Source organism: Clostridium peptidivorans, from assembly GCF_900205925.1.
Lineage (GTDB): Bacteria > Bacillota > Clostridia > Clostridiales > Clostridiaceae > Clostridium_AK > Clostridium_AK peptidivorans.
Genome location: NZ_OAOD01000011.1, coordinates 23,679 through 37,847 on the forward strand (window position 1 = coordinate 23,679; position 14,169 = coordinate 37,847).

The following is a 14,169-nucleotide window of genomic DNA, read 5'->3' on the forward strand; positions in this document are numbered from 1 at the left end:
GAAGGTTTAGATATTTTAAGGGCAGAAATATTAGACCTTTTTAGCAAAATGAACGCTTTCCTAGATGCAAATCCTATACACTAGCTTCAACATTAAAAATGTCGTCTACTTTATTTTTTGAAGTAAAACATTAGGTATAAGTTTCAAAGCCTTTCTAGGCAATATATCAAAGTCTTCCTTTGAAATTCCAAATGTAACAATTAATCCAAATAAATAAGAATATGCTCCAATTATTATTGATATTATCGTACTTATTGATACTGCTAAATAATTATTCCCAAATAACTTTAAAATACTATAAAAACTTATGTATACTACAAATACTACAGCACCCATAAATGCAGATGCTACCAATGGTTTTAGAGCTGGTTTTAAAAATTTGAATTTTAATCTTAAGGATTTTTGAAGCATATAATGATTCAATATTATAGGAATTATATATCCAATAATACTTCCATATATTGCCCCTAAAATATTTATGCTTGGTATAGCTATTAAAAAATAGTTTACTAAGACTTTAACTAATATTCCTATAAACGAATATAAAGTAGCTGTATAAAGTTTACCTATACTTTGAAGTATGGTAGTTTGAATTTGCATTATTGACATCAGAACAAGAACCACAGAGCCATAGGCCATTAAATAAGATCCTTGTCCAAATCTAAGCACTTCAAATATTTGACCGCTTAACACAGAAAGTCCAAATGCTGATGGAATAGCTATTAAAAAACACATTTTAAATGCATACTTAATCTTACTTTTTACACCATCTCTATCTTCCACAGCTACTGCTCCAGATAAAGCTGGGAGTATTGCTGCTGCAAGAGATGATATAATAGCTATTGGCACATTTAAAAGCTGCTGATACTTAACTAAGTATCCATATAATGTGGATGCGTAAGCTTCAGAAACTCCGCCAACCATAAGCCTTGCCTTTGTATTTGATAAATCAACTAAATTCCCTGCATAAGTCATTCCTACACATACTGTAATTGGAAGGCCATAATGTATAATCTTCCTAAGTATACTCTTAGAGCTATGTCTCTTTATATTTGTTTCCATATATCCTTTAGGAACCTTTATTTTCTTATGTTTTTCATAATACCACATAAGATAAGCTGCAGAAATAAATGCTCCAAGGGAAGTTCCTATTGTTGCTCCTGCACACCCTGCTTCAATTCCATATTTTACCAAGAACACTGCAAATACTAATGAAAAAATAGTATTTATTATTTGTTCTATGACTTGAGATACCGCTGTAGGTGTCATATTATGTAATCCTTGAAAATACCCTCTATATGCTGAGGCTATTGACGTAAATAATATAGAAGGTGCTAAAGCTATTATTGATAAATAAGCTTTTTCGAAATTTACCAAATCTGCTAACGGCCTTGCTAAAACTATCATTAATACTGCCATTATTATCCCTATTAAAAGTAATATAAATCTTGCTATCTTAAAACTTCTTACTGCATCCCTATAGTTTTTTACCGCAGTAAGTTCAGATATTAGCTTTGATATTGCAACTGGTATACCTGAATTAGTTAAAACAAATATGAATACATATACAGAATAAGCTGCTCCATATACTCCATATCCCTCATCAGTTATTATTACTCTTAAAAAAGGTATGTATAAAAGAGATATTACTTTCACTATCATTCCTGCTGCAGAAAGTATTGCAAAACCCTTAGCAGTAGATTGCTCTTTCATATTTCACTTCTCCTATCCTTACTCTACTTAAAATTTAAATACATCATTTTTTATCTTTTTAAGTACTGGAGGTAGTGTCTCTGCTATAGTTTTATTTTCCATATAAGCTAGCTTATCCTTGCAATTTTTAAATATAACCTTATATGCATAAAGGTATTGATAATTTAATCCATATTTATTAGTGAAGAAACTATTTAGCTTACTATCCTTATTATATTTAACATCTCCAATTATAGGATTACCTAATTCACTTAAATGTGCTCTTAATTGATGGCTTCTTCCTGTTATTAAATCTATTTCTATAAAAGAAAATGTCCCGCAACTTTGCACAGTTTTAACTTCCATAGCTATTTTCTTAGAATTTGGTACCTCTTTTGTAAATACTTTAGATATATTGCTGTCTTCATTTTTTAATATATATCCTTCATATATACCATCTTTTATTCTACCTGCTACCAATGCTTCATAGTATTTTTTTATATCTCTTTGTCTTATCATTTCATTTAAAAGTTTAAGACTTTCATAATTCTTTCCAAATATTACTACACCAGAAGTATTTCTATCCAATCTGTTACATGGAGCCGGTGTAAAAGTAATTTCTTTTTCTGGAATATAATCTCCCTTATCATATAAGTAAGATAATATATAATCTGTTAATGTAGCTTCTCCATTCTTTTTATCAGAATGAACAAGTATACCAGGCCATTTTTCTACAAGTATCATATTTTCATCTTCATAGGTAATCTTTAACTTACTGAATTTAGTAGCTTCTACCTTTTGAAAGTTTAACTTCTTTTTAGTGTCTGCAGAGGATATGTATGTTACTTCTACAATATCTCCTTCTTCCAAAGTATATTTTTCTTTAGCTTTTTTACCATTTACCTTTACGTCACCTTTTCTTATTGCCTTATATATAGCACTTAAAGGTACATCCTTTAACCATTTTCTTAAAAACTTATCCAGTCTTTGTTGCGCCTCATTAGATCCAATTTCTGCTTTCATCTTTTTACTCCTTATCTATTATCTTTAAGAAATCACATGCAAATTTACTTTGAAGAGCAGCACCTAAAGCCAAGCTCTCCTCATCTATATCAAATAAACTTCCATGTGCTGGGTGAATTATTCCCTTTGATTCATTTCTTACACCTAAATTATAGAATATTCCTGGTCTTTCCATTGAAAAATATGCAAAACTTTCTACTCCCATACTTGGTTCGTCTAAGTCTAATATATCCTTCTTATCCATTACTTCTTCAGCACTTTTAAGGAAACTTTTAACCATATCATCATTATTATAAAGACATGGGTAACTTTCTTCAATTTCTATTATACATTCTCCCCTTAGAGATTTAACCATACCTTCTACAATTTCTTTAAATCTTGATCTTACATAATGTCTATGTTCAGTTTTCATGGTTCTTATAGTGCCTTTAAAGTGCACTTCCTCTGGAATTATGTTATTTGCAGTTCCTCCCTGAATACATCCTACAGTTACAACTCCTGGCGAAGTAGGTGGTAATTCTCTGCTTACTATGGATTGTAAATTTACAATAACGCTGCTTGCAATAAATATAGGATCTACAGTTGTATCAGGATGAGCCCCATGGCCTCCCTTACCTATTATCTTTACCTTAAATGAGTCTGAAGCTGCATTTACTACTCCTTTTTTAACTCCTATTTTGCCACAAGGTATCTTTTCATCCACATGAAGCCCTATAACGCCGTCTACATAAGGATTTTCCATTACCCCTTCTCTTATCATGAGTGAAGCTCCTCCAGTTGTTTCTTCTGCAGGTTCAAAAAATAATTTAACATTACCTTGTAGCTTATCTTTTAATTCATTTAATATTAGTGCTGCACCCATAAGAATTGCAGTATGTGCATCATGTCCACAAGCATGCATTTTACCTAAATTTTTTGAAGCATAGATTACTTCTTTTCTATCTTCTAATGGCAAAGCATCCATATCTGCTCTAAGAGCTACAGTTTTACTTCCCTTTCCTCTTATAATTGCGCATAATCCAGCTCTAGCTACTTTTTCATATTCTATACCATTCTTCTCTAAAAATTCTTCTATATATTTAGTAGTATTACAAAGATCATAATCTAGTTCAGGATTCATATGAAAATTTCTTCTCCATTTTATAAGATCTTCTTTAATTTGTTCTGCTCTTTTCAAGAAGCTTATATCTTCCATATTAGCTTTTACACCTACCTTTAGTTTACCTAATACTCTAAAAAATATAATATGTACAATGTTATAATTCCTTAAAATTGCTTATTAGTTTTTTGTGCATTTTAAAAGCTCATATTCATGGAATATGAGCTTAATTAAGATTATATAACATTATTTCCAATTATTCAATAAACTACTCTACTAATCTTATCACATCAGCATTGTCCTTTATATATGGTAAATTTTTCATAACAGCATACACATATTTAAAAGATTCTCTTGACCCATTAAAAATCTGATTTTTAGACATTTCGTTAAAATATAATATGTTACACCATACGTCTATAAAATCATTTTTATTTACAAAACAATTACCTTCTGAATGTTTTACCACAAATCCATCTGTATACTTTTCAACTATTTCTATGTCATCTATTTCTTCTCTTGTTATTAATCCCAATGCATCTTCCCACATAGTTTTAAATGAAATCATAACTTTTCCTCCTAGATATTTTAGAAATATATACTTTGCTAAATATACTATTTACTATAATAGTATAACATATATTGCTTATACGTCAACTAATTGTCTTACTATCATATTATTGATATATCCTAATTTAGGTGACACATCTTAAATTTATACATTTTTATTCTTTATTAGACTTAGTATTCTATTTCCTACTACATTTTTAAAGCAAATATGGTTATTATACAAATTATGCCTATTTTATCTATAGTTAATTCTAAATTATCTTGTGTTGTATTTCTTATTTCTTAAACCATGTTATAAATCATTTGTAAGCTCTATTTCTTTTTCATATTTCTCATATTCTTTACTAAATAGGAAAGGAAAATACACTATAGAAGCACAAAGTAAATTTATTAACACAAATTTTCCGCTATTAGCAATATTAGCTTCTATACTATAGAAAATAAGCCCATTGTTTAAAAAGTGTATTATAGAAACGGTCCATATGTTTTTTGTCTTCATATAAACAAATCCAAAGAATATAGCGTAGGCAATACAAACAATCAGTCGATTTAAAGTAGAATAAAAAGGCGCTTCTGGACTATAGAAGAACAAGTTTAATGGCAAATGCCATATCCCCCAGATAAACCCTAAAAGTATTATGCCCTTTCGTTTACCCAGTCGCTCTTGAAGAGCAGTTTGAAGAAAATATCTCCAGCCATATTCCTCTCCCAAAAACATAGCAAACTGGAATGGAAACAAAAGAAGTAGCATAAATAGTCCCGTAAATGTCTTTGCGCTCAGGAAAATATTAATAAATTCCTTAACATCGCCAAAGATAAATGCACTTAAAAAGGCTGCGCATAAACGTAAAATAACAAATAACACAATATAACGAAGGGATTTCTTTACGTTTTTTCCAAGCTTCAATCCAAAACGATCTATTTTCTCTTTTTCATCTGCAAAATACATAAGAACTAACATAATACTTCCCGGAAACAGTAAGTAATCTGCATACGTACCTGGATCTTTATGAAATATAAATATCTCTACTAAAAGAAAAAAAACCGAAGTAATAGTTAAGAATAAATAGACTCCATAAAATTTCATTGGAAGTTCTTTACGTCTTTCATTGTTTAGCAGTAAAGCTGTCATCACACCTATGGCTGGATAATACATCTGTACCTGAGCAAAGCCATGCATTGAGTATTTAGTATATGTAAATGCCATAATAATGCCCATACCTATGGTAAAACCAAAGGTTACCACGAAAAATATAATAAGCTCTTTGTTAGAAACACTGTATTCAGACATTTTTACCTCGCTTTCTTTTTCTATGATTTTAACTCAATATATTTGTTCCATTTCATAATTACCTATTTTAATCGCTAATTTATGCGAATCAACCCTCTATTTTATGAGGTTTATTGTCACTCACTCTATACATATGATTGTTCAACGTATAAAAAGTCAGTAATTTGCATACTATAAGTTGTTTCAAAATTTAAATTGCACTTATAATATCAACTATTCTGTAAATATTTTAACTCTATTTTCCATTTATGTAAACATCAATAGTGCTTTCCTAAAAGCTTCTGCTAGTTTTTATTCGATGTATAAGTTAAATCACCTACATTTATAATCTTTTTCATTAAATATCACATAAAAAATAAGGACTATGCAGTCCCTAAACAGTAATTTAATATTTCATTTTATACACTTTTATTTTTAATAAGTCTTAATATTTTATTTTCTACTACATTTTTTAAATTAAACTTTCTATTTATATTATTTTCAAATATTACATTTATAAATTCCTCATCTGAAGAATTGACTACTCCTTCTCCTAAATATATATGCTTTACCTTTTCTCCTTTTTTATACATAGAATTATTACACACATTTCTCTGAAGCCCACATTCCCCTATAAATTTTGATGGTGATGAGTATTGTCCTTTGTAAACCTCAGGAATACATAAAGTTAAATACTTCTTTGCTCTAGTGATACCCACATAAAAAATTCTTCTTTCTTCCTCTAAGTTTTCTTCGCTGCTGTTTTTATGTGGTATATTTCCTTCAATGCAGTTTACTATAAACACATGCTCAAATTCCATTCCCTTCACTCCATGGATGCTACTTAAGGTAACAGCATTTGAATTTTTCTTAGGTAATTTATCCTTTCCCTCTATTATATAATTAATAAACTCCTCTATAGTATTAAAATCCTCTGAAAAGCCTTTAAACATCTCTATAACATCCATCAATTCTTCTTTATCTTTCTTAGTTTTTCTAATGTAACCTTCAATGTAATCTTCATAATTTAAAGAATGCATTACATATTCTATAGCATCAGCTGGATTCATGTTTTTCATCTTTTTAAATTTCCTTTGTAAATCTCTTATGATTTTTAATTTAAATGATGGCAATTTATATTCTTCAAGTATTTCAAAACAACTTTCCTTTATAGCAGTTTTGTTTAAATTATGTATATCAACTTTGCTTATATATCTAAGTGGTTTATTTATTATGTTTATAAAGCTTTCTCTGTCACACTGATTCAAAGATAACTTTAGATAAGAAATAATATCTTTGCATATAAAATGGTTAAAAAAATTATAATTTTTATCTAAAAGTTTAAATGGAACGTTCTTTTTAAAAAATGCATCTATTAAACTTAAGCTTTCCTTATTTGTTCTATAAAGTACCGCTATGTCGTTGTATTCTACTTTTTTATCTTTTACAAAATTAAGTATAGAATTAGCTATTTTAAAAGCTTCATCTCTTTCATCTGTGCAGTTAAGTACATCAATTTGTCCTATACTTTTTTTAAAAGCTTCTATTATCTTGTCATTTCTTAATTTATTATTTTTAATAAATGTTCTTGAAAGGTGTACCACATTCAGTACACTTCTATAATTCTTTTGTAAATACACCTTTTTCCCATCTTTAAAATATTTATCAAAATAAACCATACACTGTGGATTTGAACCCCTAAATCCATATATACATTGGTCTTCATCACCTACAGCAAATATAGAGTTTTTTTCATTTAACATTTTTAGTATACTTAATTGAATATTGTCGCAATCCTGAAATTCATCTATAAGTATATACTTAAATTTATTTTTATAATAATTACATAAGGCTGTGTCTTCTTTAAGTAATTTTTTACACATAATCTGTAAATCTTCAAAATCTATTAGCCCATTTTCTCTTTTATATTTTTCATATTCCATGTAGCAATTATAAAAAACTTCCTTATCTCCTTCATACTTAAAATCATCTAAACTTATTTCACTGCTCTTATAAAAATATATACTATTAACTATTCCCTTTAACTTTTCCTCATTGATGTTTTCTGTATACTTTCTTAATGTATAATCTACAATTCTTAAACACTGCTCTCCAGTTATAATTTGAGGATTAGTCAAATGTTTATATAATATCTTATAAAACAAGCTGTGAAAGGTTCCAAAAAACGCAGGCACTTCCCTATTTTTATCCTCCATATATCTTAAATACATATTTTTTGCTGCGGCTTTTGTAAAAGTTATTACAATAATATTTTCTCCCCTTGCCCCTTTAGAATTTATAAGATATTCTATCCTATTTATAATAACAGTAGTTTTTCCTGAACCTGGTGGTGCCACTATAAGCAGATTTCTCATTGTATTTCTCACTGCACCAAGTTGCCACTGATCTAAGTTATAGTTAGACATTATTTTCACCTTCATTTTTATGTAAGCATTTTTCAACAATTTCCTTGTAAAAACATATTTCAAGGTATAAAATAGTAATAATTATTTATATTATTAACAAAAATATTATTTTATAACATATAAGGAGTTAATACTATGGAATACATAAAAAACTTTAACGTTAGAAATGATAGAAACCTTACCATGTTAGTAGACTTCTATGAACTTACCATGGGCAATGCATACTTAGAAAATGATTTAGGAAATAAAATAGCTTACTTTGATATGTTTTTTAGAAGAGTACCTGATGGTGGCGGATATTGTATAATGGCAGGTATTCAACAACTTATTGAGTATCTTACTAATTTGTCTTTTACTCATGACGATATAGAATATTTAAGAAGCAAGGCCATTTTTTCTGAAGAGTTTTTAAACTATCTTGAAAATTTTAAATTTTCTTGCGATGTATGGGCAGTTCCAGAAGGTAATCCAGTATTTCCTAACGAACCTTTGGTAACAGTTCGCGGTCCTATTCTCCAAGCTCAATTTGTAGAGACAATGGTATTACTTTCTATAAATCATCAGACATTAATTGCTAGCAAAGCTAACAGAATATGCAGAGCTGCGGATGGGCGTACAGTTATGGAATTTGGTTCTCGTCGTGCTCAAGGCTATGATGGAGCTATATATGGAGCTCGTGCTGCAATGATTGGCGGGTGTAATTCCACCGCTTGTACAATAGCTGAACAGATGTTTGGAGTTCCCTCTTCTGGAACCATGGCTCATAGCTGGGTGCAACTTTTCCCTACTGAATATGATGCTTTTAAGGCCTGGGCTAAGGTTTATCCAGACAACTGTACATTTTTAGTAGACACCTATAATGTATTAAAATCTGGTATTCCTAATGCAATTAAAGTTTTTGATGAAGTCTTAAAGCCTCAAGGTTTTAGACCAAAGGGAATACGAATAGATAGTGGTGATATAACTTATCTTACTAAAAAATGTAGAGAGGCCCTAGATGAAGCTGGATATAATGATGTAAAAATAATTGTATCTAATTCATTAGATGAATATATAATAGATTCAGTTTTACGCCAAGGTGCTCCTATAGATGGGTTTGGCGTTGGAGAAAGACTTATAACAGCCAAATCTGAACCTGTGTTTGGAGGAGTATATAAGCTTGTAGCAATAGAAGATGGGGATAATATAGTTCCTAGAATTAAAATAAGCGAAAATGAAGAAAAGATAACAAACCCTGGGTTCAAAAAGATATATAGAATATTTGATAAGGATACCGATAAGGCTATTGCTGACCTTATAACTCTTCATGATGAAAACATAGAAAATGAAGAATCCTTAATGTTATTTGATCCTGTTTATACGTGGAAAAAGAAAAAGATTAAAAATTTTTATGCCAAAGAGCTTATGGTTCAAATATTTGATAAAGGAAATCTTGTATATGATTCTCCTACGGTAACTGAAATTAAAAAGATAGTAGATGAAGAAACTGAAAAGTTATGGCATGAAGTATTAAGATTTGAAAATCCTCATAACTATTATGTGGATTTATCTACGAAACTTTGGTCATTAAAACATAATCTTATTAATAAATACTCCAATATATATATGGAGAATAAATAAAATAAAAGGAAGTTGGTTTTATGCCTGCTTCCTTTTATTTTGATATCAATTCGTTATTAATTATTATCTTTACTAAATCATGTATTCTTCTTTCATTTCCCTATAATAATCTTTGATAAAATCCAGCTCTCTTTCTTTAAAAAATACATCATCAAATTCTTCTATTTGCTTTGCTTTGTGATTTGATAACGTTTTAAATGGACATATGCCCTCATTTTCCTTTAAGTTATATAAAACACAATCTTTAAAACATTCTTCTTTATTATCACAAGTTGATAAAAAAGCACATTCCCCCATTTAATTTCCCCCTATTCCCACATTATAATGTAATAAATAAATTCCAATTCATTGGAATTTTCCTTGTTTAAATAGATTATACACCAATTTTTAGAAAATTAAAATAATAAATCACCCAATTTTCAAATTTTCTTATTATTCCATTAAAAAAAATACTTCACTGCACACATAATTTTATAATAATAATATAAACTAATTGTAATACCTAGAATTAAGAGGTGATAATTATGAATTTTTCAACTATATCTTTATCCTATATGTTCTTAGGAATATTTGTTATATCTATTTTATTTTATCTTTATTTTAAATTTATACTTATAAAAAGTTCCCCTAAAAGCCCTGATAAGGATAAAATAATTGGAACTATGAAAAAACCTGAAGTTTGGCAGGAGAGAAATAAAAGAATGAGCTATATTGCTTTATTTTGGTCTATAATTTCATTAGCCATATTTGTATTTTTAAAATTTTTATACAAATCCCCGCTTATACCTAGCTATATGATTTTTATATACTTAGGCGTTATAGCTTTATCCTCAATACTTTTTCTTCCTAGAAAAACACACTCAAAATAATCACTATTCCCTAGTGTCTAATCTCTGTAGTGATATTTTTAATCTTGAATAGAGTATGGGATTTGCATCGTAGAAAGCATTGAATAAGCTTTAAAACGGCTTTATTTCTAAATTTAAAATACCGTATAGAGCCTTCTATTGTTTGAGTGAACCGAGTTTAGAAGGCTTAGGTATTTTAAATTTAAAAATATTAGCCGTTTTTAGCGAAATGAACGCTTTCCTAGATGCAAATCCCATGTGACCTATTTAACATTATCTTATAATATCAATGAAGCTTTTTACTATCAGCGCTGTAAATCCCCAAATCACGTATTCATTGTATTGATAGAAATATTGTTCACGCTTACCTTTTGAAAATTTATAGTTTTTCCCTCCTATTATAAGATGATATGGAAAGTTATCCGGGAACTCTGGAACTGTATTTATATCATATTTGTCAGGTTCATTATTTAAAAAGAAATCTATTGGAACTTTAAATATCTTATGTACTTCATCTTTACTCCATTCAATATCACATTTCTTTAATATTCCTACAAATGGATATATTATTTGATTATAGGGGCTAACAAAATAATCCATAGCACCTATTATCTTTATCTCTTCTTCATTTATATTTAACTCCTCCATAGTTTCTCTAACTGCTGCCTCCATAGGCGATTCTCCTGACTCCATTTTACCTCCAGGTAGGGATACATCTCCTGGCTGAGAAGTTAATGTTAAAGCTCTTACTTCAAATACTATACTTGGTTCTTCCTCCTCTGTAATACATATCATAACTGCATATTTATTATAATCTCCTATTAAATCTACTTCTCTGTTTTTAAATATTGATTCTATATTTGATATCATAATTAAAATCCCTCCCGTTAGCTTACATAGTATTTAATAATATTATATACTAATTTGAGTTTGTCAAATACACCACTCCATGTTATACTTAATGAGTATTATACTTAATAATATGCAGCAATATAACACTATAGAAAATGGAGAGATGTACGTTGAAAAAGAAATTTTCATTTATTCTTTCATGTATTTTATCACTTTCTATAAGCAGTCAGGTTTTTGCAGCTACTAAGGATATGCCTTCAATATACGGTAAAGCTGCTATTACCATGGATGCTGATACTGGAGAGATAATATATGCAAAATCTGCAGATAACAAAATGTATCCAGCAAGTACTACAAAACTTTTGACAGCTTTAATATTAGCTGAACATAAAGATAAAGGTGATAATCTTACATATACTGAATCTGCAAAAATACAACCTGAATATTCCCTTAACAAAAATATGCATCCTATTGCTACTGGTGAAACTATGACCGCAGCCGATGCCATGGATGGACTTCTACTTTATTCGGGAAATGATGTAGCTTACATGATAGCAGATAACGTTGCAGGAAATGCTAAAAATTTTGAAAATATGATGAATGAAGAAGTAAAAAAATTAGGACTTAAAAATACACACTTTGTTACACCTAATGGTCTTCATGACCCAAATCATTACACCACTGCCTATGATTTAACTGTTATAGGAAGAGCTGCTTATAAAAACCCATGGGTTAGAGAATCTATGGGAAAACAAACAAGTACTATTCGTACTTCCGCAGGTACTGTACTTATAATAGAAAATAGAAATAAGAATTTAGGCGTTGATGGTAATGTTGGCGGAAAAACAGGTTATACTTCCCCTGCTGGAAGATGTTTAGTATCTGTTTATGAAAGAGGCGGACGAAAACTTATTGGTGTAGTTATGAACTCAATATATGACAGCCAAGATACCTATGTATTTAAAGATATGAAGAGTATTATTGATTGGAGTTACGAAGCAAAGAAGACTGTTATATATCCTAAAGGAACTACGGTAAAAACAGAAACCATTACATATAAACCTCTTGGCTTCTTTGGTCCAGAGAAAAAGATAGATGTTCCTCTTATCGTAAAAGATGATGTAACTATATATGATAATGAAGTAAACAAAAAGGATAATGAAAAGATACTTAAGTTAAATAAGTTAAATCCTTGGTCTTTAGATGAAAATACTAAACTCGGAACTCTTACTTTAAAAGAAAGAGAAGCTTCAAAAGATTACAGCTTATATACAAATATATCTAAAGGAACTTTATTAAAGCAAAATATTCTTTTATATACTTTTGCCTTGATAAGTGTAATAGCCATTTTAATACTAATTGCTGTTATCATAAAATTAGTTTCAAACAAAAAAAGAAACAAAAAGAAACCTAAATATTATTAGATTTGAAAGAGAGTACAGTTTATGTACTCTCTTAATTTTTATCCGATGGCAACCATCCGTAACACTCCCATCCTCTTAGGTGAGAGATAACGGCTGATACGCCCCTGGATAAGTTCTTCTAAGACTCAGCTGGAGATAAGTATTCTTCATAAGCAAACTCCACCTGAGTCTAAGAATCACTTGATAAATTATATTTTTGGAGTATATCCTCTTTAAATTCTCCATTTTCATAAAACAATTCTCCATCGGCATATATTTTGCCTTCCTTTCTCATATCACAAAGCATATCCCAATGAATAGTTGATTTATTTTTACCACCGGCCTCAGGCATGGAATCCCCTAGTGCCATATGAATGGTTCCACCTATTTTTTCGTCAAAGAGCATATTTCTTGTAAATTGTTTTATACCATAATTTGTTCCTATAGCAACTTCTCCAAAGAAAGAAGCACCTTCATCAGTATTTATAAGTTCTTTTAAAAGTTCTTCTCCTTTTTTAGCTGTTGCGTTAACAACTTTTCCTTCTTCTACTTTAAGTACTATGCCCTCTATTTCCTTTCCAGCATATATACCTGGGAAGCTAAAGGTTATAACTCCATTTATTCCATTTTCAACTGGAGAAGTAAATATCTCACCATCCGGGAAATTGGCCCTGCCATCGCAATTTATCCATTTTCTATTTTCAATGTTTACTTTAATGTCTGTTCCTTCCGATATTATATAAAGTTCCTTTTTAGTATCTAAATATTTAACCCATCTTTCCTGCTCTCTGCTTATTTTCTTCCATTCCTCCACAGGATTGTCATATTCTAAAAGCCCTGCTCCATATACAAACTCCTCATACTCTGAAAGGTTCATGGATGCTTCTTGAGCATCTGCGTGAGTTGGGAATTGTGTTCCACACCATCTAAGTGTTCCATCTCCACATCTTTCTGAATATATTTTTCTCCAGCTGGATGCTCCCTTTGAAGAATGCCTTATTCTTTCTGAAGGAATATTTGAGTTAGCTTTAGTATTTTGAGTTCCCCAAGCAGTTAACCATACATCAGCCTTTTCTATGGCACATTTTTGTATATAATTTTCCTCTTCAAGCTGCTCTTTTGATGCATATTTAAGCTTTATATATTGTGCTTCCTGTGACTCTACTATTGTCTCTACATGAGCTCCTACCTTGGTAGCTTCCTTTACCACTTCTGCCATCCAAGGAGTTGCCACATCTTCACATTGAACTAATACGAAATCTCCTGGCTTTACTTCTGTAGAATAGTTCACCAAAAGTTTTGCCAATTTATTCAATCTTATATCTCCCATATTATTCCCTCCTATTGAAAATATTTCCCTTCTATT

The 14,169-nt window shown here is 29.9% G+C and carries 12 protein-coding genes; 3 read left to right on the forward strand and 9 right to left on the reverse strand.

The window, feature by feature from the left end:
* Window positions 1-105 precede the first annotated feature (105 nt).
* The 6 genes from CRN98_RS10335 to CRN98_RS10360 form a co-directional block, all read right to left on the reverse strand.
* A complete protein-coding gene (locus tag CRN98_RS10335; RefSeq protein WP_097027345.1) occupies window positions 106-1,713 on the reverse strand; it encodes a putative polysaccharide biosynthesis protein in 1,608 nt (535 codons plus the stop codon).
* A 27-nt stretch (window positions 1,714-1,740) separates the two neighbouring features.
* On the reverse strand, window positions 1,741-2,715 hold the full coding sequence (locus CRN98_RS10340) for an RluA family pseudouridine synthase (RefSeq protein WP_097027346.1): 975 nt from the start codon (window positions 2,713-2,715) through the stop codon (window positions 1,741-1,743).
* A gap of 4 nt (window positions 2,716-2,719) precedes the next feature.
* Window positions 2,720-3,910, reverse strand: a complete 1,191-nt coding sequence (locus tag CRN98_RS10345; RefSeq protein ID WP_097027347.1) for a M20 metallopeptidase family protein — start codon at window positions 3,908-3,910, stop codon at window positions 2,720-2,722.
* Between the two features lie 172 nt (window positions 3,911-4,082).
* Window positions 4,083-4,382: a hypothetical protein gene (locus tag CRN98_RS10350; protein WP_097027348.1), complete on the reverse strand. Its 300-nt coding sequence runs from the start codon at window positions 4,380-4,382 to the stop codon at window positions 4,083-4,085.
* A gap of 294 nt (window positions 4,383-4,676) precedes the next feature.
* Window positions 4,677-5,675: a CPBP family intramembrane glutamic endopeptidase gene (locus tag CRN98_RS10355; protein WP_097027349.1), complete on the reverse strand. Its 999-nt coding sequence runs from the start codon at window positions 5,673-5,675 to the stop codon at window positions 4,677-4,679.
* 398 nt (window positions 5,676-6,073) lie between these two features.
* Window positions 6,074-8,080 carry an ATP-dependent helicase gene (locus CRN98_RS10360; RefSeq protein WP_179632098.1) on the reverse strand — a complete coding sequence of 669 codons (2,007 nt, stop codon included), beginning with the start codon at window positions 8,078-8,080 and terminating at the stop codon, window positions 6,074-6,076.
* 135 nt (window positions 8,081-8,215) lie between these two features.
* On the opposite strand from CRN98_RS10360, the gene CRN98_RS10365 reads away from it, so the two are divergent.
* Entirely contained in the window at window positions 8,216-9,700 is a 1,485-nt protein-coding gene (locus tag CRN98_RS10365) for a nicotinate phosphoribosyltransferase (protein ID WP_097027351.1), read from the forward strand.
* A gap of 72 nt (window positions 9,701-9,772) precedes the next feature.
* Here the strand turns inward: CRN98_RS10365 and CRN98_RS10370 are convergent, their stop codons facing one another.
* Complete coding sequence (locus CRN98_RS10370) at window positions 9,773-9,997, reverse strand: hypothetical protein (protein ID WP_097027352.1); 225 nt, start codon at window positions 9,995-9,997, stop codon at window positions 9,773-9,775.
* Window positions 9,998-10,224: 227 nt separating this feature from the next.
* Between CRN98_RS10370 and CRN98_RS10375 the strand changes: the two genes are divergently transcribed.
* On the forward strand, window positions 10,225-10,569 hold the full coding sequence (locus CRN98_RS10375; protein ID WP_097027353.1) for a hypothetical protein: 345 nt from the start codon (window positions 10,225-10,227) through the stop codon (window positions 10,567-10,569).
* Between the two features lie 252 nt (window positions 10,570-10,821).
* Here the strand turns inward: CRN98_RS10375 and CRN98_RS10380 are convergent, their stop codons facing one another.
* Window positions 10,822-11,418, reverse strand: coding sequence for an NUDIX hydrolase (locus CRN98_RS10380; RefSeq protein ID WP_097027354.1), 597 nt, complete (start codon window positions 11,416-11,418; stop codon window positions 10,822-10,824).
* Between the two features lie 137 nt (window positions 11,419-11,555).
* On the opposite strand from CRN98_RS10380, the gene CRN98_RS10385 reads away from it, so the two are divergent.
* Window positions 11,556-12,824 carry a D-alanyl-D-alanine carboxypeptidase family protein gene (locus CRN98_RS10385; protein WP_097027355.1) on the forward strand — a complete coding sequence of 423 codons (1,269 nt, stop codon included), beginning with the start codon at window positions 11,556-11,558 and terminating at the stop codon, window positions 12,822-12,824.
* Window positions 12,825-12,993: 169 nt separating this feature from the next.
* Here CRN98_RS10385 and CRN98_RS10390 read toward each other — a convergent pair whose 3' ends face one another.
* Complete coding sequence (locus CRN98_RS10390) at window positions 12,994-14,133, reverse strand: aminopeptidase (RefSeq protein ID WP_097027356.1); 1,140 nt, start codon at window positions 14,131-14,133, stop codon at window positions 12,994-12,996.
* Window positions 14,134-14,169 lie beyond the last annotated feature (36 nt).

Bases quoted from the DNA above. Each gene is read 5' to 3' on its own strand.
- CRN98_RS10365 (WP_097027351.1), top strand. From the start codon at position 8,216: ATGGAATACATAAAAAACTTTAACGTTAGAAATGATAGAAACCTTACC.
- CRN98_RS10360 (WP_179632098.1), bottom strand. From the start codon at position 8,080: ATGTCTAACTATAACTTAGATCAGTGGCAACTTGGTGCAGTGAGAAAT.
- CRN98_RS10340 (WP_097027346.1), bottom strand. From the start codon at position 2,715: ATGAAAGCAGAAATTGGATCTAATGAGGCGCAACAAAGACTGGATAAG.
- CRN98_RS10350 (WP_097027348.1), bottom strand. From the start codon at position 4,382: ATGATTTCATTTAAAACTATGTGGGAAGATGCATTGGGATTAATAACA.
- CRN98_RS10385 (WP_097027355.1), top strand. From the start codon at position 11,556: ATGGAGAGATGTACGTTGAAAAAGAAATTTTCATTTATTCTTTCATGT.
- CRN98_RS10335 (WP_097027345.1), bottom strand. From the start codon at position 1,713: ATGAAAGAGCAATCTACTGCTAAGGGTTTTGCAATACTTTCTGCAGCA.
- CRN98_RS10375 (WP_097027353.1), top strand. From the start codon at position 10,225: ATGAATTTTTCAACTATATCTTTATCCTATATGTTCTTAGGAATATTT.
- CRN98_RS10355 (WP_097027349.1), bottom strand. From the start codon at position 5,675: ATGTCTGAATACAGTGTTTCTAACAAAGAGCTTATTATATTTTTCGTG.
- CRN98_RS10380 (WP_097027354.1), bottom strand. From the start codon at position 11,418: ATGATATCAAATATAGAATCAATATTTAAAAACAGAGAAGTAGATTTA.
- CRN98_RS10390 (WP_097027356.1), bottom strand. From the start codon at position 14,133: ATGGGAGATATAAGATTGAATAAATTGGCAAAACTTTTGGTGAACTAT.
- CRN98_RS10370 (WP_097027352.1), bottom strand. From the start codon at position 9,997: ATGGGGGAATGTGCTTTTTTATCAACTTGTGATAATAAAGAAGAATGT.
- CRN98_RS10345 (WP_097027347.1), bottom strand. From the start codon at position 3,910: ATGGAAGATATAAGCTTCTTGAAAAGAGCAGAACAAATTAAAGAAGAT.